Raw genomic sequence first — 26,892 nt, forward strand, 5'->3', positions numbered from 1 at the left:
TCACGCAGATGGTGAATTGACCATTGCAGCCAGTGTTGCCTGAACAGTCAGGACACCGAGCGGCTGGTCTTGGGCATCCACCACATTGGCCTCCAGCGCACCACTCTCCGCAAAGGATCGGGCCGCCTCTTCCAGCACGAGGCCCTTTCTCAAAGGCACCCCATCAGGCAGCTTGCGCGAGGTGTCCATCACCGTCTCGACGCGAATGACACGCCCCCGGTTCACCTCACGCACAAAACTGGAGATATAGTCATCTGCCGGACGCAGCACGATATCCTGCCCCGTGCCATGCTGGATAATCGCACCGTCACGCAAAATGGCAATCTGGTCGCCAAGCCGCAGCGCTTCATCAAGATCATGGGTGATGAAGACAATCGTCTTCTTCAGCTCTTCCTGCAAATCGAGCAGAACGCTCTGCATATCCATGCGGATCAAGGGATCAAGCGCCGAGAAGGCTTCATCCATCAGCAGAATATCCGCATCATTGGTCAAGGCGCGCGCCAGACCAACGCGTTGCTGCATACCGCCAGACAATTGATTTGGATAGCTGTCCTCGAAGCCTTCAAGCCCGACACGAGCAATCCAGTGTGCGGCGCGCTGTTCTGCTTCCCTGGCTGACACCCCCTGCACTTCCAGCCCGTAGACAGTGTTCTTCATCACCGTGCGATGCGGCAGAAGAGCGAACTTCTGAAAGACCATCGCCGTGCGATGACGCCGGAACTCCCGCAGATCTTTGGAGGACATCTGACAGACGTCTTCCTCGCCACACCAAACCTCGCCGCTGGTCGGATCGATCAACCGGTTGATATGGCGAATGAGCGTGGACTTGCCCGAGCCTGAAAGCCCCATAACCACATGGATCTTGCCGGCTTCCATCGTCATGTTGATATTGTCCAGACCCACGACATGATTGAACTTCTCGTTCAACTCGGCCTTGGACATGCCTTCACGGACTTTTTGAACCATCTCGACGGCGTTCGGTCCGAAAACCTTGTACAGGTTCTTGATCTCGATGCCGTTCTTGGGATGAGCTTCTGCATCAGCCATGCACCACCTCCGAATGCTTCTGGAGACGGCGGCCATAAGCCTGCGTCGCCCGGTCGAAAATGATCGCAATGGCGACGATGGCCAGACCATTCATGACGCCCATGGTGAAATACTGATTGTTGATCGCCTGCAACACGGGCTGGCCAAGACCACGCACCCCAATCATCGAGGCAACGACAACCATCGACAGCGACATCATGATGCACTGATTGATTCCCGCCATGATCGTAGGCAGGGCCAAGGGAAGCTGAATATTCTTGAGTTTCTGCCACGACGACGACCCGAAGGCGTCCGCCGCTTCAAGCACATCGGCATCGACAAGCCGAATACCAAGATTGGTCAGGCGGATCATCGGCGGAATGGCATAAATCACCACCGCAATGACGCCGGGGACCTTGCCAAGCCCAAAGATCATCACCACCGGAATAAGATAGACGAAACTTGGCATTGTCTGCATGAGATCCAGGATCGGGTTGATGAACCCCTGCACCCGGTCCGAACGCGCCATCAAGATACCGATGGGAATACCCAACACGACAGCGACAAGCGTACATACAGCCACCACTGCGATGGTCCGCATCGTATCTTCCCACATTCCAAACACGCCAATGAGAACCAACGCAATCAACGTGCCGATTGTCACCTTGGCGCTGCGGCTGAGAAGAAAGACGATCGCACATAATGCCGCCAGCACAAATGGTCAGGGCGAATTGATCAGCAGGCCTTCCAGCCACACGAGAAACACCTGAAGAGGGTGGAAGAAGTTTTCCAGATCCTGCCCGTAGGCGCGGGTGAAACTGCGAAATACACCATCCACCGTCAGACGGATCATGCGCAGATCGCGCCGTCCGAAAGAGGGAAAATCATCGAGCCAGTCCATGGATTTCCTTGGGCTTGAAGCCAATATAATGAAGGAGCATGCCGAAACGACACACTCCTTCAGTCTTCTGTCGATTTCAGTGCGGGGCAGCCCGCAAGTTGAAAGCGCAGTGCATCAAAGTTCTGCCTCAACCTTTTTCACGGCTTCTTCCGAACCAACCCACTTGCTCCAGACATTCTTGTAATGCTCGAGGAAGTAGTAAGCACCGTCTTCGCTGGTGGCCTTGTTGGCGCTCATCCATGCGAGAACTTCACTAACCGTATCATTGCCCCAGCTTCGGCGTTTGACGTAAGCGGTTGCCTCCGGGCCGGCTTTGGCTTCAAACTTCTTGGTGATGACGGTGTAGACTTCGGTGTGAACCCAGGCCGTTGGCTTCGGGTTCAGACAATCCGCCTTGACCGTGCAATCGTTCCACATTTTCTTGTCGAATGGCACGCCGAAATCGAGCAGCGTCATCTTGTACTTACCCAGAATTGCGGTCGGAGCCCAATAGTAGCCAAGCCAACCTTCGTGGCGCTCAAACGCCCGCGCGATAGATCCGTCAAGTGCGGCGGCAGAGCCGGTTGGGACCAATTCAAAGCCCTTTTCCTTGGCGCCATAAGCCCGGAACTGGTTGCGCGAGGAAATCTGGCAATTCCAACCCGACGGGCAGTTGAACCAGGCTCCCTTCTTCGAATCTTCCGCACTATGGAAACAGCTCTGGATGCTTGAGGGCATCGTCAACCGTCTTGATGTTGTATTTGGTGGCGATGTAGGTCGGGATCCAGAACCCTTCCTGTCCGCCATCCTTGAGGATCTCACTGCCGATCACCAGACGGCCTTCCTTGACCGCTTTGTCGAGTGGATCACGCACCGCGTTGACCCAGAATTCCGGTGCCATGTCAGGCTCTTCTTTTTCGTTCATCGACGTGAAGGTGGGCATCGTGTCGCCTGTCACCAGCTCGACATGACAGCCATAAGCCGCGTCCATGATGATCTTGTCGATCTGAGCAATGACACCGGCCGACGCCCAGTTCATCTCCGCAACTTTCAGATCACCGCAGGATCCGGCGGCCATGGCTGATGTTGTCGCCAGTCCAAGCCCAATTCCAGCAAGAGCCCCAAACAGCTTCTTCATTTAGATTTCCCCTCACGTGTCAAACATAGTCGATTACAGCGGCTCGATAGATATTCCGGTCAGGTGACAGGCAGACGACAAGAGTTTTATGACCAACCAGTCATATTTTTCTGTGTTGAATTGCCCACATCCAAGGTCCGCTAAACTTTAAAACAGAACGTCATTCACGAAATCAAAGCATGTTTTCAACATCGCGCCAAGCCCATAAAGAGATTGACAGATTTCACGTTTTCAGAAACGCCTCAATTGTAACAAACTCTGCACCCCTACATTGGTTGCACTTATGTTCAAAAAATCTCCCAAGTTCTGTCAAGTTTACGCCACTTCGCAAGTCTCACCAGCGCAACGCTTAAAAACACTCTTCGAAGGCTAGGAAACACGCGTTGCGCTTGGCCACTGTGGTTTCTATTGTGCCTCATGAAAGGGCGAATAGATCCTCTGCCCATTTTTCAACCGCATATGTGAAAGAGCCAAGCATGCCTTCTTGTTTCCACCTAGCCTATCATGTCACGGATCTGGAAGACGCCCGTGAGTTCTACGGGACACTCCTTGGCTGCACCGAAGGCCGCAGCACCGAAACCTGGGTCGACTTCGATTTCTTCGGCCACCAGATTTCACTGCATCTCGGCACGCCTTTTGCCACCACAAACACCGGCAAAGTGGGTGATCACATGGTGCCAATGCCGCATCTGGGCGTCGTTCTGGATATGGAGACCTGGAAGGAATTGGCCGACCGCCTGGTACGCGCAGAGATCGCGTTCATCATGAAGCCAACCGTTCGCTTTAAAGGAGAGCCCGGCGAACAAAGCACCATGTTCTTCCGTGACCCTTCTGGAAATCCGATTGAGGTCAAAGGCTTCGCAGACACCTCCGGCATCTTTGCAAAGTGAGCGACCACATGCATGTACGCACGATTCCCTTCGTCAGCCGCGAAGACGCAGCAGACGAGAAGCACTGGCTCGATACACTGAATGCAAGCTTTCCCGAAGGATATTCAGTCAAAGCCTTCAATGACCTCGACGAAACCGAGCGACAGAGTGCGGAAGTTGCGATTGTTGCCAATCCTGATCCTGAAGAGCTGAAAACCCTGCCCAAGCTGAAATGGATCCACAGCCTCTGGGCTGGCGTCGAGCGCATGGTGAGCGATCTAGGAGAGAGCGCCGTCGAGATTGTGCGGCTGGAAGATCCGCGCATGGCTGAAACCATGGCCGAAGCGGCTCTGGCGTGGACCTTATATCTGCACCGCGACATGCCACACTATGCCGACAGTCAGCGCAACAAGACTTGGGACCAGAGAGACTATGTTATGGCAGAGGATCGTACAGTAGCGGTACTCGGACTTGGCAAACTGGGTCAGGCGGCTGCAGCAAAGCTGCATCAGAACCATTTCAAAGTCATCGGCTGGAGCCGCACACCTAAGACGCTGGCTGATATTCCGACGCAGTCAGGCAAGGACGGCCTGATGGCCACTCTGGCGGCCGCGGACATCGTCCTTTGCCTGATACCGCTGACACCTCAGACAACCGGGTTTCTCAATGCCGAAACGCTTGCGGGTCTGTCAAAGGGGGCGAAGCTGATCAATTTTTCCCGCGGCCCAATCATCGACGATGAAGCCCTTCTGGCAGCCCTCGACGCCGGCCATATCGGCCATGCGGTGCTCGACGTCTTCGCCATCGAACCCCTTCCCGAGAACGCCCCCTACTGGTCCCATCCCAATGTCACCGTGCTGCCCCATATATCGGGGCCAACCACACCGAAAACGGCAAGCGCGTTGGTTGCAAAAAACATTACGACGTATTTCGACACGGGTGCCATGCCGAAAAGCGTTGATCGCACCATCGGATATTAAAAAGACCAACAGTCAGGCACTGCAAACAAAAAAGGGCTGGCACTGTGCCAGCCCTTTTCAAAGTCATCTGGTTCGGCACAGGCCGAGACCTTAGCCCATCGCCCAAGGACCGTGATAATCCTTACCGTCCTTATCGGTACGCTCAAACCCATGCGCACCAAAGAAATCGCGCTGGCCCTGAAGCATATTGGCCGTGCCGCGTTCAGTACGCATCGCATCGAAGTAAGCCAGAGCCGACGACAGAGCCGGAACAGCAATACCTGCAAGGGAGGCCTGAGACACAACCTGACGCAACGCCTGATGGGTTTCCTTGAGCTTATCCGCAAAGAACGGCGCAAACATCAGGTTGCGGTTCGGATCTTCGCTCAATGCAGAAGCCATATCGTTCAGCATCGACGAACGGATGATACAGCCATCGCGCCAGATTTCAGCAATCTTCGGCAGTGGCATGGACCATTCATACTGGTCGGCGGCTTCCCAAATCAGGCCGAACCCCTGCGCATAGCAGACGATTTTGCCAGCGACGAGCGCAGCTTCGAGAGCATCCGTCGACAGAGCCGAGCGGTCGATGGCCTGCGGAGCAGCTCCAAAGACATCCTGACCCTTCTTACGCTCTCCCAGACGTGCGGACATGTTACGAGCCGCAACAGCCGCTTCGATGGCACTTGCTGGCGTCCCCAGCATCAGGCCTTCAATTGCCGTCCAACGTCCTGTGCCCTTCTGACCAGCCCGGTCAAGAATGATGTCGAGCATCGGCTTGCCGGTATCCGGATCAGCCGTCTTGGCAACTTCACTGGAGATCTCGATGAGGTAGGACTGTAGAACGCCCTTGTTCCAGTCTTCGAAAACACCACTGATGTCGTCGGAGGACAGACCAAAACCATCGCGCATGACGCCATAGACTTCGGCGATCATCTGCATGTCAGCATATTCAATGCCATTGTGGACGGTCTTGACCAGATGGCCTGCACCTGCCTGCCCCAGATGAGCCGCGCATGGTGTGCCTTCGTGGTGTGCCGAAATGGCTTCCAGAATATGACCAACCTGATCCCAGCCATCCATCGCGCCACCAGCCATGATGGAGGGACCATGACGGGCTCCCTGCTCGCCACCCGATACGCCAATGCCCATGAAACGTGGACCGTTTTCTTCAGCATCCTTCGCACGGCGGTTCGTATCGTGATAGTTGGCATTGCCTGCATCAATGATCAGATCGTCTGCATCCATCAGCGGCCGCAAAGCCTTGATCTGCTCGTCAACAGGGTCACCAGCAGGAACCATCAGGATAATTGCGCGAGGCTTCTTGATCGCTTGCACAAACTCTTCGAGCGATTTGGTTGGCGTCAATCGTTCCTGTAGATCGCCTGCCTTCTTGTAGAAGGCATCCGTCCGGTCATTGGTGCGGTTGTAAACGGCAGCAGAAAAGCCTTTTTCGGCAATATTCAGCGCCAGGTTTCCACCCATGGTACCCAGCCCGAGCACTCCGATCTCAGCCTATGGCCAATCTTGTCGTTGGACACTACGTACCTCCTTAGGGATAACCCATAGATAATTAGAACAAGGTGGTGTCGTCATACCGCAAGCGGTAGGGCACCCGCTAGTCTTTGGCTCAAAATTTATGCAAGGCAGTGCTCGTCGCACCTGTGCGACCCCACACTGACGCAGTCCACTTTCGGGCCCGCGCCAACCAAGATGGGCTCTACCGTCCAGGGGGAGGCCTGAATGGAAAGAATAGACAACGGGACCCTGCCAACGCTGTTTAGATAATGAAATTTACGCAGACGACAATGGCAGATTCCGCCAAATCAGACCTGTCACCACCTGAAAATTCAAGCAGGTTGCCGGCTTGCTCAAAACGCAAAAGGCCCGATGGATGGATCCACCGGGCCTGAGGGACCAAGGTAGGCGACCCGGGGATGGGCCGTCTGCCTTGAGTTTGACGCTAGGAGGCGCGATTAGAATGTGCGCTGAACGCGGACACCGAACTTCATCGCATCAGCATCGGCATTGTTGCTGTACTTGGCCTTTTCGTAGCCGAGGTCAGCACCAATATCGAAGCCGGAGACCGGGCTCCAGAGAAGCGAGCCGTCAACCGAGTATTCGTTCAGGTTGCCCGTGTCGTCGCCACCAAGGTTCAGGTGGGTGTACGAACCTTCGATGGTTGCACCAACAGTCTGGGTCAGCTGGTAGTTGAACGAACCAACCATGCTTACGCCCTTGGTTGTGTCAACGTCGCCGCTGTTGTCGTAAGCGAAGTCATAGCCGTATTCCTGAGCTCCGTAGCCGAGGTAACGGTTTGCACCGTCAGCATAGACAGCCTGGAATGCAACGTTGGAACCCTTGCTCAACATTGCAAGGTTGTAGCGTACGCCACCGCCGATTGCCCAGCCGAGCTGACCATCGGAGTTCGCACGATCACCACGAATGTCGTGCAATGCGCCCATCAGCTGAGCAGAACCCCAACCCTGGTCGACGCGCAGAGCAGCAACAACGTCAGGCATGCTAGAGCCGCCATAGTTGTCGTCAGAAACAGCAAAGCGGTCTGCTACAGTATCGCTGATGCTTGTGTTGCCGATCGAGCCATCTTCAACCGACAGAGTTGCCGAGAAGCCGTTGCCGAATGCAGCGGTGTAAGCAGCCATGTTGGTCTTGGTGTCGTCATAGGCAGCGTTTGCGAAGCCGATGAAGGGGTCACCAGTGTAGAAGTCGAAGAACGACTCAGAACGACCGAACGTGAAGCCACCGAACTGGACGTATGCATATTCCAGAGAAGTGCTGTCGGTGCCCTTGCTGTCCGTGACGTACATGGACGTGTATGCGCGCAACAGACCGTATTCGGTGTTCGTGCGAGCATCCAAGTACAGGTATGCACGTGCCTGCATGGCATAGTCGTCTTTGTTACGGCCGTAGTCGCCGTCGCTGGTCAGATCGCCCGAGTAGTAGTTTACACGCAGACGGCCACCAACACGCAGACATGTGTCTGTGCCAGGGGATGTAGAAGAAACGTGCGCCGTAGGCGTCGCAGACGCGAACGTAGTTGACCGGCTCCGGAGCGGTCGGAAGATCTGCAGCGTGAGCGGCAGAAGCAGCTGTTGCAACACCGGCAGCAGCAAGCATCAAGCTTTTAAATGACATTTGAAGTCTCCACAAAGAACAGTAGTGAGTGGGGCCGGCAGATCAGATCGGGCGACACATAAAACATCACGCAACCAATTTTCCGCTCGAATTGAGGAGCCCCTTGGCTCACCAACTTGCAATGCAACCTCTCAAACGAGCGGCCCAACTTCAACAGCCGTAGACATTGTGACAACACCCTCAAAAACCACGTGCCAAATTTACAACAAATTGAAAAATGGTCACTTTGAGGCAAAGAACAACACTCGTTGACAATCAATAAAATGAAAACGAAACGAACTCGACATTGCTAAATAGGTGCAAGATGGCACAAATGACAAAACCGAATCTATGTAATTTTTAATCCTTATTCAAAGAAATCAACACGCGTTTCTAAAAGCGAAAAAAAAGACCTTACGTCAGGGATGTGCCAGAGAAGATTTCTTTCATATTGCGACGCAGCAATGCATGAATATAAGTTATGAAAACTGATCACATTTTATAGCTCCCCTGTGGAAAACGGCACGCACCCGGTCCTTGACGAAAGTTTGAGCACATTTGCCTCGCTATTGCCTCATTCTCATCCTTCCGAAGGGAGCGTAAAAACCCAAGTGTTTGCTTCATAAAAAAGGTCCGACCCTGTAAAAAACTGTCACGAAACCTTGCTAGAGGAGACATTAAATTCGCCGTCCGGTGAATATTCGACCAATTTGCAAGGATGAAAAATGAAACGCTTCCTGATTGCAGCAGCTTTGACTGCCGCTACTTCACTTCCTGCTTTTGCCGCCGATGTTTCCGGAGATCTTGTTCTCTACACATCGCAGCCAAACAAGGATGCGCAGCAAACCGTTGACGCCTTCATGAAGAAATACCCGAAGGTCCATGTCGACTGGGTCCGGGACGGTACGACGCGGATCATGGCCAAGCTTCAGGCCGAATTCGCCGCTGGCGCGCCCAAGCCGGACGTTCTGCTGATTGCTGACATGGTCACCATGGAAGGTCTCAAGCAGGATGACCGGCTGATGGCTGACAAGGATGCAGACATCTCTGCTTATCCTGCTGGCCTGATGGATACGGACAAAACCTACTTCTCCACGAAGCTGATCACCACAGGCATCGTCTACAACACGAACGCTCCGATGAAGCCGACCTCTTACAAAGACCTGCTGAAGCCGGAAGCCAAGGGCAAGATCGCCATGCCCTCGCCGCTGACATCGGGTGCCGCCACCATCCACATGGATGCTCTCACGGCCAACCCGGATCTCGGCTGGGACTATTATGAAGCGCTGGCCAAGCAAGGTGCCATGCCCAAAGGAGGGAACGGCGGCACCTACAAGGCTGTGGCTGGTGGCGAGAAGCTTTATGGCTTCGTCGTCGACTTCCTGCCGATCCGCGCAGAAAAGAAGGGCGCGCCCGTCAAGTTCGTCTTCCCGAAGGAAGGCGTCACCGCTGTCACCGAGCCGGTTGCCATTCTGAAGACCGCCAAACACAAGGAAGCCGCAAAGGCTTTCGTCAACTTCCTGCTGTCGCAGGACGGCCAGAAGCTCGCCGCTCAGATGGGCTACTTGCCGGCTGATCCGGCTGTAAAGGCGCCGGAAGGCTTCCCGTCACGCGACGAAATCAAGCTGATGCCCTTCAACCCGGCAAAGGCGCTCAAAGATGACAAAGCCAACAAGATGACGTTCACCGAAATCTTTGGCGGCTGATTTCCGTCAGACCACTCGAAATGTCAGGTGGCGCTGTGAAGGCGTCACCTGTTTTCATTCAGGTCCGCCTCTTTCTCCAGAGACACTCCGGCACCATGACGAAATTCCGTTTCTTCTCGCTTGAACGCTCAACCCTTTTTGGTCTGGCGCTGATCGTCACGTTCATCTGCGGCGTACCGTTGCTGTTGCTGTTCAAGACAGGCCTGACGAACGCCACCGGTTGGACGCTGATCCCCTTGCTTGAAGCGCTTCAAAGCCGTGCCGTGCTGCATGCCTTGTGGAACTCATTGGAAAGCAGTGCTCTGGCCGCCGTCTTTGCAACACTATTAGGCACGTGTCTTGCTCTGGTCATTGGACTGACCAACATCCGCGCCAAGGGCCCACTGGTGTTTCTTGTTCTGCTGCCCATGATGATTCCGCCTCATGTCACCGCGATTGCATGGATTCAAGCGCTCGGACCCGGTAGTCCCGTGTTGAAAGCTCTGCATCTTGCCCCACCCATGGGATCGCCGCATCCGCTTTATTCTCTCGCCGGTCTTGTGCTTTTGTTGAGCCTCCAAGCCTCTCCCCTTGTCTTTCTGCTGGTACGCGCTGCACTCCGGTTTCTGCCGCGAGAATTATCCGATGCCGCGCGCGTTTCTGGCGCGCGTCCTGTGCGGATGCTGCTGCGCATCACCTTACCGCTTCTTGGCCCGACACTTCTGGCCGGATTGGGCCTTACCTTCATTGCTTCATTGGGAAATTTTGGCATCAATGCCCTGATCGGCATTCCAGCGCGTTTCACCACCTTGCCGGTGCTGGTCTGGCGTCGTCTGGCCAGCTTCGGGCCGGACATGCTACCGAACGTCGCTGTGATTTCCGTCATCCTGGCCGTTCTGGCTCTCGCCGTGATCACCTTGCAAAACATGGTGCAAGCAAGAATGCGCTCTGCCCTGATCGGCCTTCCACAGGCCCCCTTGGCGATTGACCTGAAACGCAAGCGACCGCTGGCCGAAACCCTTCTCTGGCTGTTCATCCTGGCAACGCTGGCCCTGCCCGCGCTTTCGCTTGTGGCCACGGCACTGGTAACGACCTATGGCGTGAACCTGTCCTGGACGACCTTCACTTTTGCCAATTTTGCAGAAATCCTCTGGCACCAGTCCGTTACTCTGCGTGCCTTTGCCAATTCCACCGGCATTGCCGCGCTGGCAGCGCTCATCATCGGAGGCCTCTCACTTGTGCTCGGCTATTTTCTTGCCAGCAAGAAGAGGGGTAATCGACGGATCGCAAATGTCCTGTCGAGTCAGTCGGACATTGCCTTCGCCGTTCCCGGACTGGTGATGTCGATTGCCTTCATTCTGGCCTTCATTCGTCCTCTGCCACTGATCAATATTTCGCTTTACGGCACGATCTGGATCATCCTCCTGGCATATATCGCCTGCTTCCTGGCAATCGGCCTAAAACCTGTCACGGCAGCATTCCTGCAAATCGACATGACGCTGGAAGATGCGGCCCGCGTTTCCGGTGCTGGATTTGCCCGACGCATGACCCGTATCTTTGCCCCTCTGGTTGCCCCCTCTGCGGCGTCCGGCGCAATCCTCGTGTTCTTGACTGCCTACAACGAGATCACAGTCTCCGCATTGCTCTGGTCAACGGGCAATGAGACCATCGGTACGACGATTTTCAACTATGAAGATGGTGGCTATACTGTGCTGGCATCCGCCATGGCTGTGATCGTCGTGTTGGCCACGGTTGTCATCATGATGGCGATGAACCTGCTGGCACGCCATGTGCCAGCCGGCACTATTCCGTGGCGTGAGTAGGATGTGGATCCATGAGTAAAGGCCATATGATCCGGCTCGCAACAGTCGGCGACATTCCAGCGCTGGCGATAATCGAGCGCTCGGCCTGTCAGGCGTTCAAAAGCATTCCGGGCGTCGACTGGGTGTCTGTTGGCGGTGTGCTACCAAGCGAAGCACACGCTCAGGCCATCAAGGCCGGTACGTGCTGGGTCGCGGAAAAGGAAAATGCTCAGACCATGAACGGTCGCCACCAATCGGAGCCCATCGCCTTTCTGACTGCCGAACCACAAGGCGACCGACTGCACATCGAAGAAATATCTGTCCAGCTCGACAAGCAGGGACAGGGCATCGGCACAACCTTGATTGCTGTCGCCATAGATCATGCGCGTGCTGAAAACCTGCCGCAAGTGACCCTGACGACCTTTAGAACCGTGCCGTGGAATGCCCCGTTTTATGCGCGCCTCGGCTTCACCATTTTGGCCCGGACGACGACGCGCGGTTGGCGGACATCATGGCTCAAGAAGAAAGTCACGGCATGCAACCTGACCTGCGCTGTGCCATGCGCCTCTTGCTATAAGGCCGCACACCCGCATTGCATCAGGTCGGCAGAAGCCAGCCTGACCGCAATGCCAGTGTGATCTCATCGCCCGGATTGACCCGTTGCGGCAGATTGACCAACACGGTTTCGCCTGCTTGGTACAAGGCGACATGTGCCTCATAGTAACCGCCACGATACGTCACACGTTCAACACGCGCGCTCCAGCCGTCGCCATCGGCCACCCGGTGCAAATGTTCGGGGCGGATCATCAGCCGCCCACGTCCGGCCAGATGATCCGGATGGCATCTCACCTCAACCGCACGACCTGCAAACAAAACCTGTGCCCGTTTGGCTGCACAACTGCGGACGTCAACATCCACAATAGTGCTGCGACCGATAAACCCTGCGACCTTCTCGTTGACTGGTTGCTCATAGAGCCGCTCTGGCGTATCTGCCTGAAGGATGCGACCATTCCACATCAACGCCACTTTGTCAGCCAGGGCCATGGCTTCGCGCTGATCATGCGTAATGAACAAGGTCGTTGACCCGCTCTTGGCATGAAAATCCGCCAGTTCATGCTCCATGGCCGTGCGCAAATGCGGATCAAGATTGGCCAAAGGCTCATCCATCAAGATGGTGTCGGCCGCCTGCGCGAGGCACCGTGCCAGCGCAACGCGCTGACGTTCGCCACCAGACAATTCCGCCGGCTTGCGATCTGCATAGGCACCAAGTTCGACAGTCTCAAGGCATTGACGGGTACGGTCGCGCACATCCGCCTTGCTCAAGCGTGCCGTTTCAAGCGGAAAGGCAACATTGCCCCCGACACTCAAGTGCGGCCAGAGTGCATAGGACTGAAACACCACACCAACATTGCGATCTTCAGGATCAACATGCATCTGCGGCCCCGCAACATGGCTTCCTGCGATATGAATGTCGCCGCTATCGATCGGCTCCAGCCCGGCGATGGCGCGCAACAACGTTGACTTTCCGCAGCCCGATGGGCCAAGGACGACGAAAAAATCGCCCTCGCCAATCTCGAGCGAAACATCATCCAACGCAGCGTGTGAACCGAATTTTTTACGAACGGAAGAGATCTTGATGGTCATATCGGCTCGTTTAGATAACTCCCGTGACGGTTTGATTACGACGGGTGCCCAACCTGTGCAGTTGCGCTTTTTGCCAGACTCATCTCACCAAAACACTCTTTTACATGTTCTGCGAAGGCCTGTGCGGCGCGTCCGGAGCGCGGCCGCGTCTTCATGATGATATGATACGAACCCAGGTCCGGCAGGCCATGCCGTTGGTCCATGATCTGCAATGGAGAAGCCACAACGCTTGCCGGGAACGGAGCAACCGCCAGATCTGCCAGCAGGGCAGCCTCCTGCCCCGCACTATGGAAACTGGTGTAGGAGATACGATAGGCCTTCTCACTGGCATCCAGCATGGTGCGAGCCGCACGCCGCCATGGACACCCCGGCGTGGAAACAGCAAGCGGCAATGGCGAGCGCTCATAAGCAATCCCCCCTTCCAGCCCCACCCACACCAGCGGCTCGGTAAAAACGATCTCACCACTTTTCGCCTGTTCCGTTTCGGGGCGCGCCGTATAAAGCGCCAGATCCAGATCACCGCGGTTCACTGCTTGCAGCAATTGCGGACTGCCGTCCAGATGCACATCCACCGAAACGCCGGGATGAGAGCGGGCGAAACGCGACAGAAAACTTGGCAACAAACGGGTGCCAAAATCCGACGGCGCACCAAACCGTACTTCGCCCTCGATGGACGGTGATAGAAACAACGCCACCGCTTCCTCATTCAACAGCAGGATGCGGCGCGCGTACCCTAACAACGCTTCCCCCTCGGAGGTGAGCCGGATAGTTCGCCCATCGCGGGAAAACAGCGAGACATCAAGCTGCCCTTCCAACCGCTTCATCTGCATGGAAACCGCAGACAAAGTGCGCCCGACAGTCTCAGACGTCTTTGTGAAACTTGAGGTTTCCGCAATCACCACAAAAGTGCGCAGCAACTCGATATCAATCAACAAAGAGGTTGGATTTACGGTGTTTGTCATCCCTGTTTCCCCTGCGAGCTTTAAGTTCAATTTAATTGAAGCAATACATAAAAACAATTCGATTGATTGAAGGGAAGATACGGGAGCATAAGCTCCCCATCTGCTGCCTATTTGTGCAAGCAGACCCACACCTCTTAAAATCGAAGACTGGGATCAGGCTTGTTATGACCTTTCTCTCACAGATCCTCGGCACAACGCTTTTGAGCATTGTGTCTCCAAACTCTCCGGCCCGCATTGGCCAGATGGAAGCACACCTGCGTGACGCAAAACAGCGTCAGGGACGGCGCTGATCCGACACTCTGTGCCGAATGCCGACCCGGGCGTGTCTGACACGCAGCCGACAAAAAGATAAAGCCGCCCGACACAAATCGGAGCGGCTTTTTTCTTGTCCGGAACACGGCACAACACCCTGACGGCATAGACCAGAATGCAGCTTACTTGCGTGACTTGTTCATCGCTGCGGCCAGTGCTGCAGCCATAGCACTGTTGCCACCACCGGGCGCATCGCGACCCTTCGACCGCTCACCGCCACCGGAGGGCTTGGGCTTGCCCCCAGCCAACGTGCCTGCTGTTTTGCCACCGCCATTGCGTTGACCAGCACCCTGCCGCTCTCCGATACGCCCTTTCGTATCGCTCGTGCGGCGTGCATCTCGCCCCGCTTCAGATTGGCGTTGCTGCTCGAAGTCCACCTGCGAGCGCATCGACAGCGCAATCCGCTTGCGCTTCACATCGACCTCCAGCACCGTGACTTTGACAATATCCCCCGCCTTGACGACCTTATGCGGGTCATCAACGAAACGGTCCGCCAACTGCGACACATGCACCAGGCCATCCTGATGAACGCCCACATCGACGAAAGCCCCAAAGTTGGTGACGTTGGTCACGGTGCCTTCCAGTTTCATCGCCATTTTCAGGTCCGAAATTTCTTCGACGCCATCTTGCAGCGTGGCAGTCTTGAATTCCGGGCGCGGATCACGGCCCGGCTTTTCAAGCTCCGACAATATGTCCCGCACCGTTGGCAAACCAAACCGGTCATCGGTAAAGTCAATCGCATCCAGACCCCGCAACAGCTCACTGTTGCCCATCAACTGGCGCAGATCCCGGCCACATGCTTTCACGATGCGCTTGGCCAACGGATAGGCTTCCGGGTGAACGGACGACGCATCAAGCGGTTCATCGCCGTTGTTGATACGCAGGAACCCGGCACAAAGCTCATAGGCCTTGGGACCGAGCCGGGCAACATCCTTCAATTGTTTGCGGCTTGTGAACCGCCCAATAGACGACCGATGCTCCACAACAGCGCGTGCAAGACTGTCTGAGAGACCGGAAATTCGGCTCAACAACGCAGCTGACGCGGTGTTCAGGTCCACGCCCACGGCGTTCACCGCATCTTCAACCACAGCATCCAGTGCCCGCGCCAATTTGGTTTGGTTGACATCATGCTGGTATTGCCCGACGCCAATCGACTTCGGCTCGATCTTGACCAGTTCCGCCAGGGGTCCTGCAAACGTCGGGCGATACTGGCCGCCCCGCGCAAGGACACATCAACGCCAAGGCAACTCACTTGCCGCCAGTTCCGAGGCAGAATAGACCGAGGCACCCGCCTCGTTGACGATAACCTTCACAGGACGGCTGTCCACCGGTACATCGCCCAGAAGATCGCTCACCAATCGATCCGTTTCACGGCTAGCCGTACCATTACCAATGGCGATCAGGCCAATCTTGTGCTTGGCAATCAACGCCAGAATAGCCGCGCGCGAACCCGCAACATCATTGCGTGGCTGAAACGGGTAAATTGTTGTCGTATCCGTCAAAGTGCCGGTTTCATCCACCACAGCCACTTTGACCCCGGTGCGAATGCCCGGATCAAGGCCCAGCGTAGCGCGAGACCCGGCAGGGGCTGCCAACAGCAGATCCTTAAGATTGCGCGCGAACACCTGAATAGCCTCAGCCTCGGCCTTTTCCCGCAAGTCGCCCATCAGATCAAGTTCCAGGTGCAGCGCCAGCTTGACCTTCCAGGCCCACCGCGCCACGTCCATCAGCCACTTGTCGCCCGGCCGACCGCGATCTTCAATGCCATGCGCATCGGCGACCATACGTTCAACCGGCTTGACCGGTGAAACGTCATCCGCATCGACCAGCAGATCAACAGCCAGAATGCCCTCATTGCGCCCACGCATAAGCGCCAGCGCCCGGTGACTTGGAATTTTGCCAAGCGGCTCTGAATAGTTGAAATAGTCCGCGAACTTGGCTCCAGCTTCGGATTTTCCGTCAACAACCTTCGCGGCAACAACGCCCTTGGCACTGACGTGCTTTCGAAGACGCCCCACAAGATCGGCATTCTCGGCAAAGCGCTCCATCAGGATTTGCCGCGCTCCGTCCAGTGCCGCCTTTGTGTCGGTGACACCCTTGCCATCATCGACAAAAGCCGCAGCTTCAGTGTCCGGGGTCTTTGAGGGATCATTCAACAGCAGATCGGCCAGCGGCTCCAATCCCGCTTCGCGCGCGATCTGTGCCTTCGTCCGCCGCTTCTTCTTGTAAGGCAGGTACAAGTCTTCCAACACCGACTTGGTGTCGGCAGCTGTGATGGCCTTGTCGAGAACATCGGTCAGCTTGCCCTGCTCATCGATGGACTTGCGGATTGAGGTCCGCCGGTCTTCCATCTCGCGTAGATAGATCAGCCGTTCTTCCAGCTTGCGCAATTGCGTATCGTCAAGCCCACCAGTCGCCTCCTTACGGTAGCGAGCGATAAATGGCACCGTCGAGCCTTCATCGAGCATCTGCACCGTCGCATTGACCTGTGCAGGCTGACAGGCAATCTCATCGGCAATCCTGCGCGCAATGCGCAGAGCTGTTTCAGCGGGACCAGCCGCGATCTTCTTCGGCGAGACAGACAGTTCAGACATGACTAAGGCAACCCTTCATTCCAAAAACGTGCCGGACCATAGAGCGCAATCACGGCAGCATAAAGCTCCGTATGAGCACCATCCACGGTCGGCGCGTCAAAGAGAGGATCAGCGCACCACGGTGATGCGTTCTGCGGCCCGTGTGACGGCGGTGTATAGCCAGCGATCGCGGTGTTCGCGAAAAGCCCAGCTTTCATCAAACAGCACGACGTTGTCCCATTGCGACCCTTGCGCCTTATGCACGGTCAACGCATAGCCGTAATCAAACTCATCGGCCTTACGGCGAAGGGCGTACGGCAATTGCTCAGCGCCGTCCTCGAACATGGCCGGCAGAACCTTGACCTGCACGCCAGTCTTTTTTGGCTCGTCCTCGGGGGTCACATCGAAGCGCAGTGTGTTGCCGCGCGGCTGACGAAGACGCTTCACAGTCCACAAGCCGCCGTTGAGCAAACCCTTGGTCTTGTCATTGCGCAGACACACGAGCTTGTCGCCAACACCCGGCATCGGCATATCAAACCCGCGCAATTCGCGGATGCGGGCATTGTAAAGACGGCGCGTACGGTTGGTGCCCACAAGAACCTGATCAGCCGACAGGATCTGATCCTTGTCGATATCCTTGCGACCGATGACCCGACTGTCACCAAACTCGCCATAGTCCAACTGCCCACCCTCTCGGATTGTCATTGACATACGAACGATCGGATTGTCCTGCGCCTGCCGGTGAACCTCGGTCAGCATCACATCCGGCTCGGCATCGGTAAAATAGCCGCCCCCCTTGACCGGCGGCAATTGCGCCGGGTCGCCCAACACTAGAACAGGCGTTCCGAATGACAAGAGATCGCGCCCAAGCTCTTCATCCACCATAGAACATTCATCAATGACAATCAGCTTCGCCGTGGCGGCTGCACTGTCGCGCTTGATAGTGAACTGGGGAGAACTGTCTTCTTCCTCGTCGCTTTCGTCTTCTTCCTTCACCCCACGCGGGCGATAGATCAGCGAGTGGATCGTGCCAGCATCTTCACAGCCTTTCTGGCGCAAGACATGTGCGGCCTTGCCTGTAAAGGCCCCAAAACAGACGTCCCCGTCAATGCCTTCTGCCAGATGGCGTGCAAGGGTGGTCTTGCCCGTGCCCGCATAGCCGAACAGCCGGAAAACCTGCCTGTCCCCCCTGCGGAGCCAAGCGGCGACCTCCGACAGGGCCTCTTCCTGGTTGGGCGACCACACCATTGCCAATGTCCTGCTGTAGAAACGTTTGTCGCTGCATAGCCTGATTTGCCTGCGTCTGCCAAGCTTTGCCGCCGGAAACACCCCCCACTTCGTGACAGATTATTTAGCTAAAATACGGATATGTCGAAGTGCAGAGATTTTGGGAACACAACGTAAATAATTATGACCTACACTCTAATTTGATTTGCACCCTCATGAAACAGATAGATGTTGAATGTCTCAGCGTTATCAAACTCGGCACTTTACAGTACACTCCCCTAACGTTCTCGCGTCCTCGGGGATTCTGGCGAGCCTTGCGAAAAGGGTGACGACATCATGGTAGCAAGATCCCACTCTGCCAACGCTCAAACTGCATTCAACGCCCACCAGGATTTAAACCGGCCACCAGACGGTCTGGCTGATCGTCTTGATGTTGCCGTCTGGATCTTTGACATCGACAATGCGCATGTGGTCTGGGCCAACAAGTCGGCGCTTGATGTCTGGGCCGCAGACAGCCTGGCAGAACTGGCTGCACGCGATCTCAAGTCGGACATGTCACCGGCGGTGACACGGCGCCTGAAACAGTATCAATCCGATTTCACCAACGGTGATGCGGTGTTCACTGAAATGTGGACGCTTTATCCGCAAGGCGAACCTCGCCCGCTGCTGGTTCAGTTCAGCGCCTCCCCTCTGCCCGATGGGCGCATGGGAATGCTGTGTGAAGCGCAGAGCGAAGCCGGACTTCAGCCGGACGCCATCCGCAGCGCCGATGCACTGCTGCACACACAGCTCATGATTTCTCTTCACGAGGAAGCTGGCGCAACGCTCTACATGAACCCGGCGGCGCGAACGACATTCGATTCCTGTCACACAGACCTCAAGGCGCGCTTCGTCAATCTGGCCGATTATTGCAAGCTGTTGCATGACATCAGCGCCAAGGGCGAAACGCGTATGATCGCCGAGGTCCACACCTCGGAAGGTCAGCGTTGGCATGACCTGACGGCCCGGTTCTGTCACGACCCTGCATCCGGCTGCCCATCTATCCTGATCAGTGAAACCGACGTCAGCGAGTTGAAGAACGCAGAAGCCCTGGCAAAGTCGCTGGCGCATACAGACCCGCTGACCGGCTTGCCCAACCGCCTGAAGTTGAGCACCATCTTCAATCAGATGGCGCACCGCGCGCGCATTCAAAAATGCAAGGTCGGGGTGTTCTTCATCGACCTAGACCAGTTCAAGATCATCAACGACACGCTCGGCCATCGTCACGGCGACAATCTGCTGATCAAGATCGCCTGTCGTCTGGACAGTCTGTATTCAGACCGCGAAGCAGTGATCCGCCTTGGTGGCGATGAGTTCCTGTTCCTGACCATGGTCAAGGCCGACGACCCACGGCCGATCCTGCAGGAGCGCGCCCAGACGATCATAGAGACCCTATCTGTACCGATCCTGTCAGAAGGGCGCCGCCTGTCGGTGACCCCCAGCATGGGCATTGCGTGTTTCCCGGACGACGGCAAAACCGCTCAGAACCTGATGCAATGCGCCGATCTGGCGATGTATGAAGCCAAAGCCTCCGGACGCAACCAGTATCGTTTCTTCGAACCGAGCATGCGCGAAGAAATGGAAACAGAACTGGAGCTTCTGACCAAGCTGCGCGAAGGTCTGGAAAACGGCGAATTCGAGCCTTATTACCAGCCGCGTGTGACGGCCGGGACGCATGAGGTCAAGATGATCGAGGCGCTTGCGCGCTGGAACCATCCAAGTCTTGGCTTGATGATGCCGGGCACATTCATTCCGATTTGTGAGAAGAACGGCCTCATCAACGAGTTAGGCTCGCTAATCCTGCATGATTCCGTCAGTCAGGTGTGCAAGTGGCGCGAAAAGGGGCTGGAAGTTGCGGTCTCGGTCAACGTTTCGCTGCGCCAGTTGAGCGAAAGCAATTTCGCGACAACTGTTGAGCAGACTCTGAATGAGTTTGACTGCCCGCCACATCTGCTGGAACTGGAAATGACCGAGACCATGCTGATCGAGGGCAATCCGACGATCACCGAAAACCTCGAGAAGATCCGTGCTCTCGGCGTGCGCATCGCGATTGACGATTTCGGCACAGGCTATTCCAACTTTGCCCGCCTGAGCGAAATGGCCGTCGACTGCATCAAGATCGACAGCAGCCTGATCAAGGGTCTGGCTCGCGATGATGGTCTGGTCCGCATGGTCATTGGCCTGTGCGAACTGATGGAAGCCAAAATCGTGGCGGAAGGTGTAGAAACCAAGGAAATCGGCGACAAGGCCGCAGCCCTGGGCTGCCACGAGTTGCAAGGTTTCTATTATGGCCGCCCAATGCCAGCGGATGACTATGGAAAAACTTTTGCGCGCAGAGCAGCACGGCACCACGCCTGACGCCTGACGCCTGAGTGAGCTTACAACCCGAGTTACGCGATCTGAAAAGATAACCCGATCTGGCCGTCAACGGTCAGATCGGTCTCGGGTAGTTTTTCACACCTGTGCCCGTGACCGAAAACCCGGTCATATAGGGATCGCGCTCATCCAGACTGATGGTGCTTGTGCCTGTCTTGATGGCCCAGCCCTCGATCGTCGGAATGATCCCCGGTCGCCCTCCAACGGTGACCGCGTCCTTCACCCCACCGACAAACAGTGATCCAATGACACTCTCGTGGACGAAGCGGTCACCCACGGCCAGTTTGCCTTTGCCAAAAAGCTGCGCCATTCGCGCAGATGTTCCCGTGCCGCATGGGCTTCGATCAATGGCCTTGTCGCCGTAGAACACGGCATTGCGTGCATCCGCTTGTTCGTTTGAAGCCTCTCCCGTCCATTGTAAATGGGAAATGCCGCGGATTTCCGGCTTCTCGGGATGCACCATCTCGAACGCCTCGTTCATGAGCTGGCGCAAAACCGGACTGACTGCGACAAGCTGATCGACAGCCACTTTGCCAACACCGGGAAAATTTTCCTGCGGTTCGATAATTGCATAGAAGTTGCCACCATACGCCACATCAAAAGTCAGGCGACCGAAATAAGGCGCCTCGATCTCCAGTCCCTCGGCAGCAAGGAAACTCGGCACATTCGTCAGGCGCACCGATGTGACGATGTCCCCATCACACTGATAGTGGGCCAGCACCAGTCCTGCTGGCGTCTCCAAACGCACCACACCTGGTTCCTTCGGCTGGATCAGCCCTTCTTCCAGTCCCATCGTGACGGTGCCGATGGTGCCATGCCCACACATGGGCAGACAGCCACTGGTTTCGATATAGAGCACGCCAACGTCATAAGCATCGCTGGACGGCGGATACAGAATAGACCCGGACATCATGTCGTGGCCACGCGGCTCGAACATCAGGCCAGTGCGGATCCAGTCATAATCAGCAATGAACTTCTGGCGCCGCTCCGCCATGGAGGCCGCCTCAATATGCGGGCCTCCGCCGGCGACAAGGCGCACCGGGTTGCCACACGTATGACCATCAACACAAAAGAAAGTATGGCGCGCCATGACTTCAATCCTCATTCACACCGTCAAAACCGAGAAGCCTGAAAAGGCGCTGGGTCGAGCGCCAGCGGGTCCCCGAACACATAAGAAGCGATCAACTCGGCTGTTGCAGCGGCCTGTGTCAGACCATGATGGGCATGGCCAAACGCATAGAGCACCGACGAACTGGCCGATGATGGACCGATCACCGGCAAACTGTCGGGCAAAGATGGCCGAAACCCCATCCAACGCTCTCCCCCGTCAAAGTTGAGACCTGGAAAGACACCCTGCGCCTTGGAAATCATCGCGTCGACGCGATGCCAGTTGGGAGGCAGAGACAGCCCGCCAAATTCAACAGCGCCCCCAAGCCGCACACCACATTCCAAAGGAGACAGGCAAAAGCCGTGACCCGGCAACATGACAAAATTATCAAGGGCAACCTGCCCCGGCGCAAAGGTGGCGTTATAGCCACGCTCTGTATCCAACGGCACCTTGTCACCAAGGCGTTCGGCCAAGGGTTTGGACCACGCCCCTAGCGCAATCACCGTGCGGTCTACGGGCCACTCGCGGCCATCCTGTGCAAGAACCAACGTCCCCGTTTCGCTCGGAGAAACCGCCTCTATGGTCGCTGTCTCGAACACAACGCCATTGGCATGCAGCCAGTCGGCAATCGTCAGACAGATCTTGCGCGGATCATCAACTGTCTTCCAAGCGGGCAGAAAGGCTCCTCCAACAACACCTGGCCCCAAAGCGGGCTCACGGGCGCGCAATTGCTCGCCACTCAGTTCGTCAACGGTGACCCCATACATACGCTGCTCGGCCCATGTGTCGCGCGCAGCCATAAGGCTTGCCTGCGTGTCATAGGCCTCCACACAGCCAATACCACGAAACTGATTGTGAGTTCCCGTCAGGCGGGAAAGCCGTTCCCATGCCCCGGGAGCGGCACCATTGAGACTGACAAGCGCATGCGTATTGCGCTCACGCGTGGCAGACCGGCCCGCCACCATGAAACGCAAAAACCAAGGCAAAATCTTCAAGGCATAGGCCGGGCGAACAGCCAAAGGCCCCAATGGATCCGCAAGCCAACGCAGAGCATCTTTCCAGACATCGGCGGAGGCCATCGGCGCAACATCGGTCCAGGCCAAACCGCCGGCGTTGCCCTGACTGGCCCCAGCGGCTGGCCCGGTCTTGTCGATCAAAGTGACCTTGCACCCGCGCTCAACCAAAGCGGCAGCCGTGGTCAGCCCAACAATACCGGCCCCCAGAACACACACAGATGGTGCAGTCATTCGTCCCTCGCCATTTCAAAGACGCTTCATCAGGATCATCTTGCCTGAAACGAACCGCACAAACAGCCCCTGCTCTGCGCGGTAACGCCATTAGCGCCGGGCCGCAACGGCTGAGGCTTCGACCTTATTGTGATGCTTTGTATACTATATGTCGACTGTCAATCGCAAAAACTGATCAGCCAATTATGCAGCCGCAAAAACCAAAGCAAACGGCCACGCACCGAAAGGAGCGTGGCCGTTCTTCATGTCGAGTAAAAGGCGGACCTGCCGTCAGGCGACTTTGGCCGCCATACGCTTACGAATGCTTTCAACATCTGCCCGTGGCGTCGCGCTGAACAGCTTCTTGGTATATTCGTGCTGCGGATTGGCGAAGACTTCTTCGCGGTCGCCATATTCAACGACCTCACCAAAATACATCACCATCACCTTGTCGGCGAGATAACGAACAACGGACAAATCATGGCTGATGAAGACATATGTTAGCCCCATCTCGTCCTGCAAATCCCGCAACAAGTTGAGAATTTGAGCCTGGACGGACAGATCAAGAGCGGACACCGGCTCATCGAGCACCAGCAACTTGGGCTCCAGCATGATAGCCCGGGCAATCGCCACGCGCTGACGTTGGCCACCCGAGAACATATGCGGATAACGCCCGTAATGTTCCGGTTGCAAGCCAACCTTGACCAGCATGTCGAGACCTTTTTCGCGACGCTCGGCAGCACTCATGTTGGTGTTCAACAGCAGCGGCTCTTCCAGAACGTCGCCGATCTTCTGGCGCGGGTTCAACGACCCATAAGGGTTCTGGAACACGATCTGCACCTTCTGGCGCATTTCGCGCGAGATACCGTTCTTGGCGATGTCGATGTCCATGCCGTCGACTTCAATCGAGCCGGACGTCTGAGCATCAATCATCGTCAACATGCGCGCCAATGTCGACTTGCCACAACCGCTTTCGCCAACCACGGTCAGGGTCTTGCCACGCTCGACGTCAAAGCTGATGCCCTTGACCGCATGCAAGTCTGTACTTGGCTTGAACAGGCCACCCTTGATCTCGTAGGTCTGAACGAGATCGCGGACCTTGAGAATGTTGTCGTCCGACATCAGAAACCTCCTGCCGTTGCAAAGTCACTGACTGTCGGCAACCGATCACCGGTCGCATTCTCCGGCAAGGCCGATAAAAGAGCCTTTGTGTAGCCGTTTTGCGGATTTTCAAACAACGTCAGAACATCCGCTTCTTCCATCTTGCTGCCCTTGTACTGAACAACAACACGGTCCGCAGTCTCTGCCACAACGCCCATATCATGAGTGATCATGATCAGGCCCATGCCACTGTCACGCTGCAAATCGATGATCAGATCCAGGATCTGCTTCTGAATGGTCACGTCCAGCGCGGTTGTAGGCTCATCGGCAATCAGCAACTTGGGCGAACAGGCAATCGCCATTGCGATCATGACACGCTGACACTGGCCACCCGACATCTGGTGCGGAAAGGCAGAGTAGCGTTTTGCCGGATCAGGCAGACCAACCGACGTCATCAACTCGATGGCCCGGTCCTTGCGCTGACGCCCTGACAGATTGGTGTGCGTCTTCAGTGTTTCCGCAATCTGATAGCCCACCGTGAAACACGGATTGAGGCTGGAGATCGGCTCCTGGAAAATCATCGAGATTTCCTTGCCGATCACCTGTCGTTTTTCGCGCTTGCTCATACTGCGCAGGTCGCGACCCGCGTACTCCATGACATCGGCCTTGATCGTTGCCGTGTCAGGCAAGAGCCCCATCATCGCCAACATGGCAACCGACTTTCCAGAGCCGGATTCACCAACAATGGCAAGAACTTCGCCCGCCTCGACCGAATAGTCGATGCCTTTGAGCGCCTGAAAAGCGCCCCGCGCGGTGTCAAACTCGACCGTCAGGTTTCTGATTTCAAGAAGTGACATGATCAGCTCCTCTTCAGCTTCGGATCAAGCGCATCACGCAGACCATCGCCTACGAGATTGATGGCAAGCACGGTGATCAGGATTGCAAGGCCCGGGAAGGTGACAACCCACCAGGCCCGCAGAATGAACTCACGTCCCTCAGCCAGCATGGTGCCCCATTCCGGCGTTGGTGGCTGTGCGCCCATCCCAAGGAAACCCAGAGCGGCCGCATCCAGAATGGCGTTGGAAAACGCCAGAGTGGCCTGAACGATCAGCGGTGCCAAACAGTTCGGCAGGATCGTCTTGAACATCAGACGTATATGCCCTGCCCCGGCAATCCGGGCAGCAACCACGTAATCACGCGACCGCTCGGCCATCACAGCAGCACGCGTCAGACGCACGAAATGCGGTTGCAGCACGATGGCAATGGCGATCATGGCGTTCATCAGCCCAGGGCCGAAGATAGCGACAAGCACCAGCGCCAGCAGCAACGAGGGGAACAGCCAGGATCACATCCATGATGCGCGTGATGATGGTATCGACAGCGCCACCGACATAGCCCGCGATCACACCGATAATGATACCGCCGACAAGTGCGATGGCCACCACGATGACGCCGACAAAGAGCGAGAAGCGCGAGCCGAAGATCAGGCGCGACAGAATATCGCGTCCGACGGCATCGGTGCCCAGCAGATTGGAAAGGGTGCCACCCTCCGCCCAGAACGGCGGGGCGAGCAGCAGGTCCGTATTCTGCGCATCCGGGTTATGCGGCGCCACAAAGGGAGCGAAAATGGCGATCAGGATGAGCGCCACGAAGATAAAGAGGCCGATCACGGCCCCCTTGTTCTGGGCAAAGTAATACCAGAACTCGGCCAGCACTGCGCGCGTCGCGTTGCGGCTTTCCTTTTCGACGACCGACTTGTCGACGGTCTTGGCAGAGGAATTTTTGGTCATTCTTGTAACCTCTCCCTACTGGTGACGAATGCGTGGATTGATAAAGCCGTAGAGCAGGTCCACGACAAGATTGACCAGCATGATGATGGCCGCAATCAGCAGCAGACCGCCCTGCACGACCTGATAGTCACGCCGCGAGATGCTGTCGACCATCCACTTGCCAATGCCCGGCCATGAGAAGATCGTCTCGGTCAAAATGGCGCCCGCCATGAGGACGCCAACCTGCAAACCAATGGTCGTGATCACCGGGATCAGTGCATTGCGCAGGGCATGCAGTCCGATGACACGACGCAGTGGCAGCCCCTTGGCCCGAGCGGTGCGCACATAGTCTTCGCCCAGAACTTCCAGCATAGCGGAGCGAGTCTGACGCGCGATTACAGCCAGCGGAATGGTTGCCAGAACGATAGTCGGCAGAATGAGATGCTGCACAGCCGACAGGAACGCGCCCTTTTGCCCCGACAGCAAACTGTCGATCAGCATGAAGCCGGTCACCTGCGGGAAGTAGTACATCAGCGAAATGCGACCCGACACTGGCGTCCAATGCAGAATGCCGGAGAAGAAGATGATCAGCAACAAGCCCCACCAGAAGATCGGCATGGAATAGCCCACCAGTGCAGTGCCCATAATCGCCTGATCCGCAACCGTTCCACGCTTTACTGCGGAAACGACGCCGGCGGGAATGCCAAGCACGATAGCCAGAATAATAGCGCAGAGCGACAGTTCCAGAGTGGCTGGGAACAACGTCAGAAACTCGGTCAGAACCGGCTTTTTTGACGCGAAGGAGATCCCGAGATCACCATGCAGGATGTTGATGATGTAATCGAAGTATTGCTGCCAAAGCGGCTTGTCGAACCCCAACTGAGCCATCAACTTGGCCTTGCGTGCAGCGGAAATGCCGCGCTCACCAGCAAGAAGTTCAACGGGGTCACCCGGCAGGAGCCGAATGAAGCTAAAGGCCACCAGCGTCACACCGAAGAACGTCGGAATGAGCAACGCCAGGCGGCGAATGAGAAAGCGAAACATACTTGGGTTCCGGTTGT

The 26,892-nt window shown here is 56.3% G+C and carries 19 protein-coding genes and 4 pseudogenes; 7 read left to right on the plus strand and 16 right to left on the minus strand.

All coding sequences use genetic code 11. From position 1 onward, the window contains the following. The 3 genes and pseudogenes from AC0L7U_RS07750 to AC0L7U_RS07760 form a co-directional block, all read right to left on the minus strand. Entirely contained in the window at window positions 1-1,047 is a 1,047-nt protein-coding gene (locus tag AC0L7U_RS07750; protein ID WP_473695093.1) for a quaternary amine ABC transporter ATP-binding protein, read from the minus strand. After that, window positions 1,040-1,927: pseudogene (locus AC0L7U_RS07755) on the minus strand (ABC transporter permease). Before AC0L7U_RS07755 ends, AC0L7U_RS07750 begins: the two are co-directional and overlap by 8 nt. A 114-nt stretch (window positions 1,928-2,041) precedes the next feature. Further along, window positions 2,042-3,044: pseudogene (locus AC0L7U_RS07760) on the minus strand (ABC transporter substrate-binding protein). 476 nt (window positions 3,045-3,520) lie between these two features. Here AC0L7U_RS07760 and AC0L7U_RS07765 point away from each other — a divergent pair. Continuing rightward, window positions 3,521-3,934, plus strand: a complete 414-nt coding sequence (locus tag AC0L7U_RS07765) for a VOC family protein (protein WP_473695095.1) — start codon at window positions 3,521-3,523, stop codon at window positions 3,932-3,934. Between the two features lie 8 nt (window positions 3,935-3,942). Next, window positions 3,943-4,893, plus strand: coding sequence for a 2-hydroxyacid dehydrogenase (locus AC0L7U_RS07770; RefSeq protein WP_473695096.1), 951 nt, complete (start codon window positions 3,943-3,945; stop codon window positions 4,891-4,893). A 90-nt stretch (window positions 4,894-4,983) separates the two neighbouring features. Here the strand turns inward: AC0L7U_RS07770 and gndA are convergent, their stop codons facing one another. The 3 genes from gndA to AC0L7U_RS07785 all read right to left on the minus strand — a co-directional run bounded on the left by gndA (window position 4,984) and on the right by AC0L7U_RS07785 (window position 8,028). Continuing rightward, the gene (gndA, locus tag AC0L7U_RS07775; RefSeq protein ID WP_473695706.1) at window positions 4,984-6,357 is read right to left on the minus strand and encodes an NADP-dependent phosphogluconate dehydrogenase; all 1,374 of its coding nucleotides are present in this window, start codon (window positions 6,355-6,357) and stop codon (window positions 4,984-4,986) included. A gap of 491 nt (window positions 6,358-6,848) precedes the next feature. Continuing rightward, window positions 6,849-7,865, minus strand: a complete 1,017-nt coding sequence (locus AC0L7U_RS07780; RefSeq protein WP_473695708.1) for a porin — start codon at window positions 7,863-7,865, stop codon at window positions 6,849-6,851. Next, window positions 7,792-8,028, minus strand: coding sequence for a porin (locus AC0L7U_RS07785; protein WP_473695098.1), 237 nt, complete (start codon window positions 8,026-8,028; stop codon window positions 7,792-7,794). Before AC0L7U_RS07785 ends, AC0L7U_RS07780 begins: the two co-directional genes overlap by 74 nt. A gap of 704 nt (window positions 8,029-8,732) precedes the next feature. Here AC0L7U_RS07785 and AC0L7U_RS07790 point away from each other — a divergent pair. The 3 genes from AC0L7U_RS07790 (at window position 8,733) to AC0L7U_RS07800 (ending at window position 12,132) form a co-directional block, all read left to right on the plus strand. Further along, entirely contained in the window at window positions 8,733-9,713 is a 981-nt protein-coding gene (locus AC0L7U_RS07790) for an ABC transporter substrate-binding protein (RefSeq protein WP_473695100.1), read from the plus strand. Between the two features lie 95 nt (window positions 9,714-9,808). Next, window positions 9,809-11,515, plus strand: a complete 1,707-nt coding sequence (locus AC0L7U_RS07795; protein WP_473695102.1) for an ABC transporter permease — start codon at window positions 9,809-9,811, stop codon at window positions 11,513-11,515. 11 nt (window positions 11,516-11,526) lie between these two features. Continuing rightward, entirely contained in the window at window positions 11,527-12,132 is a 606-nt protein-coding gene (locus AC0L7U_RS07800) for a GNAT family N-acetyltransferase (protein ID WP_473695104.1), read from the plus strand. On the opposite strand, the gene AC0L7U_RS07805 is transcribed toward AC0L7U_RS07800, so the two are convergent. Both AC0L7U_RS07805 and AC0L7U_RS07810 read right to left on the minus strand, forming a co-directional pair. After that, on the minus strand, window positions 12,092-13,138 hold the full coding sequence (locus AC0L7U_RS07805) for an ABC transporter ATP-binding protein (RefSeq protein WP_473695105.1): 1,047 nt from the start codon (window positions 13,136-13,138) through the stop codon (window positions 12,092-12,094). The genes AC0L7U_RS07800 and AC0L7U_RS07805 overlap by 41 nt on opposite strands. A gap of 35 nt (window positions 13,139-13,173) precedes the next feature. Continuing rightward, window positions 13,174-14,100 carry a LysR family transcriptional regulator gene (locus tag AC0L7U_RS07810; protein ID WP_473695106.1) on the minus strand — a complete coding sequence of 309 codons (927 nt, stop codon included), beginning with the start codon at window positions 14,098-14,100 and terminating at the stop codon, window positions 13,174-13,176. Between the two features lie 164 nt (window positions 14,101-14,264). Between AC0L7U_RS07810 and AC0L7U_RS07815 the strand changes: the two genes are divergently transcribed. Then, window positions 14,265-14,390 (plus strand): hypothetical protein, encoded by a 126-nt coding sequence (locus AC0L7U_RS07815; RefSeq protein WP_473695108.1) that lies wholly within the window; start codon window positions 14,265-14,267, stop codon window positions 14,388-14,390. 144 nt (window positions 14,391-14,534) lie between these two features. Here AC0L7U_RS07815 and AC0L7U_RS07820 read toward each other — a convergent pair. Then, window positions 14,535-17,006 (minus strand): annotated as a pseudogene (locus tag AC0L7U_RS07820) (Tex family protein). A 108-nt stretch (window positions 17,007-17,114) separates the two neighbouring features. After that, window positions 17,115-18,233 (minus strand): ATP-dependent DNA helicase, encoded by a 1,119-nt coding sequence (locus AC0L7U_RS07825; RefSeq protein WP_473695110.1) that lies wholly within the window; start codon window positions 18,231-18,233, stop codon window positions 17,115-17,117. Window positions 18,234-18,548: 315 nt separating this feature from the next. Between AC0L7U_RS07825 and AC0L7U_RS07830 the strand changes: the two genes are divergently transcribed. Continuing rightward, a complete protein-coding gene (locus tag AC0L7U_RS07830) occupies window positions 18,549-20,609 on the plus strand; it encodes a putative bifunctional diguanylate cyclase/phosphodiesterase (protein WP_473695112.1) in 2,061 nt (686 codons plus the stop codon). A 73-nt stretch (window positions 20,610-20,682) separates the two neighbouring features. On the opposite strand, the gene AC0L7U_RS07835 is transcribed toward AC0L7U_RS07830, so the two are convergent. From AC0L7U_RS07835 to AC0L7U_RS07860, 6 genes and pseudogenes are all read right to left on the minus strand, one after another. Beyond that, window positions 20,683-21,717 carry a 4-hydroxyproline epimerase gene (locus AC0L7U_RS07835; RefSeq protein ID WP_473695114.1) on the minus strand — a complete coding sequence of 345 codons (1,035 nt, stop codon included), beginning with the start codon at window positions 21,715-21,717 and terminating at the stop codon, window positions 20,683-20,685. A 23-nt stretch (window positions 21,718-21,740) separates the two neighbouring features. Next, on the minus strand, window positions 21,741-22,982 hold the full coding sequence (locus AC0L7U_RS07840; RefSeq protein WP_473695116.1) for an NAD(P)/FAD-dependent oxidoreductase: 1,242 nt from the start codon (window positions 22,980-22,982) through the stop codon (window positions 21,741-21,743). 270 nt (window positions 22,983-23,252) lie between these two features. After that, the gene (locus tag AC0L7U_RS07845) at window positions 23,253-24,083 is read right to left on the minus strand and encodes a dipeptide ABC transporter ATP-binding protein (RefSeq protein WP_473695118.1); all 831 of its coding nucleotides are present in this window, start codon (window positions 24,081-24,083) and stop codon (window positions 23,253-23,255) included. Further along, on the minus strand, window positions 24,083-24,919 hold the full coding sequence (locus AC0L7U_RS07850; RefSeq protein WP_473695120.1) for an ABC transporter ATP-binding protein: 837 nt from the start codon (window positions 24,917-24,919) through the stop codon (window positions 24,083-24,085). Before AC0L7U_RS07850 ends, AC0L7U_RS07845 begins: the two co-directional genes overlap by 1 nt. Before the next feature lie 2 nt (window positions 24,920-24,921). Next, window positions 24,922-25,852, minus strand: a pseudogene (locus tag AC0L7U_RS07855) (ABC transporter permease subunit). 15 nt (window positions 25,853-25,867) lie between these two features. Further along, the gene (locus AC0L7U_RS07860) at window positions 25,868-26,875 is read right to left on the minus strand and encodes an ABC transporter permease subunit (protein WP_473695122.1); all 1,008 of its coding nucleotides are present in this window, start codon (window positions 26,873-26,875) and stop codon (window positions 25,868-25,870) included. Window positions 26,876-26,892: the final 17 nt, after the last annotated feature.

Source organism: Roseibium sp. 10G30-5, from assembly GCF_055809635.1.

Bases quoted from the DNA above. Each gene is read 5' to 3' on its own strand.
- AC0L7U_RS07750 (WP_473695093.1), bottom strand. From the start codon at position 1,047: ATGGCTGATGCAGAAGCTCATCCCAAGAACGGCATCGAGATCAAGAAC.
- AC0L7U_RS07765 (WP_473695095.1), top strand. From the start codon at position 3,521: ATGCCTTCTTGTTTCCACCTAGCCTATCATGTCACGGATCTGGAAGAC.
- AC0L7U_RS07770 (WP_473695096.1), top strand. From the start codon at position 3,943: ATGCATGTACGCACGATTCCCTTCGTCAGCCGCGAAGACGCAGCAGAC.
- gndA (WP_473695706.1), bottom strand. From the start codon at position 6,357: ATGGGTGGAAACCTGGCGCTGAATATTGCCGAAAAAGGCTTTTCTGCT.
- AC0L7U_RS07785 (WP_473695098.1), bottom strand. From the start codon at position 8,028: ATGTCATTTAAAAGCTTGATGCTTGCTGCTGCCGGTGTTGCAACAGCT.
- AC0L7U_RS07790 (WP_473695100.1), top strand. From the start codon at position 8,733: ATGAAACGCTTCCTGATTGCAGCAGCTTTGACTGCCGCTACTTCACTT.
- AC0L7U_RS07795 (WP_473695102.1), top strand. From the start codon at position 9,809: ATGACGAAATTCCGTTTCTTCTCGCTTGAACGCTCAACCCTTTTTGGT.
- AC0L7U_RS07800 (WP_473695104.1), top strand. From the start codon at position 11,527: ATGAGTAAAGGCCATATGATCCGGCTCGCAACAGTCGGCGACATTCCA.
- AC0L7U_RS07805 (WP_473695105.1), bottom strand. From the start codon at position 13,138: ATGACCATCAAGATCTCTTCCGTTCGTAAAAAATTCGGTTCACACGCT.
- AC0L7U_RS07810 (WP_473695106.1), bottom strand. From the start codon at position 14,100: ATGACAAACACCGTAAATCCAACCTCTTTGTTGATTGATATCGAGTTG.
- AC0L7U_RS07815 (WP_473695108.1), top strand. From the start codon at position 14,265: ATGACCTTTCTCTCACAGATCCTCGGCACAACGCTTTTGAGCATTGTG.
- AC0L7U_RS07825 (WP_473695110.1), bottom strand. From the start codon at position 18,233: ATGGTGTGGTCGCCCAACCAGGAAGAGGCCCTGTCGGAGGTCGCCGCT.
- AC0L7U_RS07830 (WP_473695112.1), top strand. From the start codon at position 18,549: ATGGTAGCAAGATCCCACTCTGCCAACGCTCAAACTGCATTCAACGCC.
- AC0L7U_RS07835 (WP_473695114.1), bottom strand. From the start codon at position 21,717: ATGGCGCGCCATACTTTCTTTTGTGTTGATGGTCATACGTGTGGCAAC.
- AC0L7U_RS07840 (WP_473695116.1), bottom strand. From the start codon at position 22,982: ATGACTGCACCATCTGTGTGTGTTCTGGGGGCCGGTATTGTTGGGCTG.
- AC0L7U_RS07845 (WP_473695118.1), bottom strand. From the start codon at position 24,083: ATGTCGGACGACAACATTCTCAAGGTCCGCGATCTCGTTCAGACCTAC.
- AC0L7U_RS07850 (WP_473695120.1), bottom strand. From the start codon at position 24,919: ATGTCACTTCTTGAAATCAGAAACCTGACGGTCGAGTTTGACACCGCG.
- AC0L7U_RS07860 (WP_473695122.1), bottom strand. From the start codon at position 26,875: ATGTTTCGCTTTCTCATTCGCCGCCTGGCGTTGCTCATTCCGACGTTC.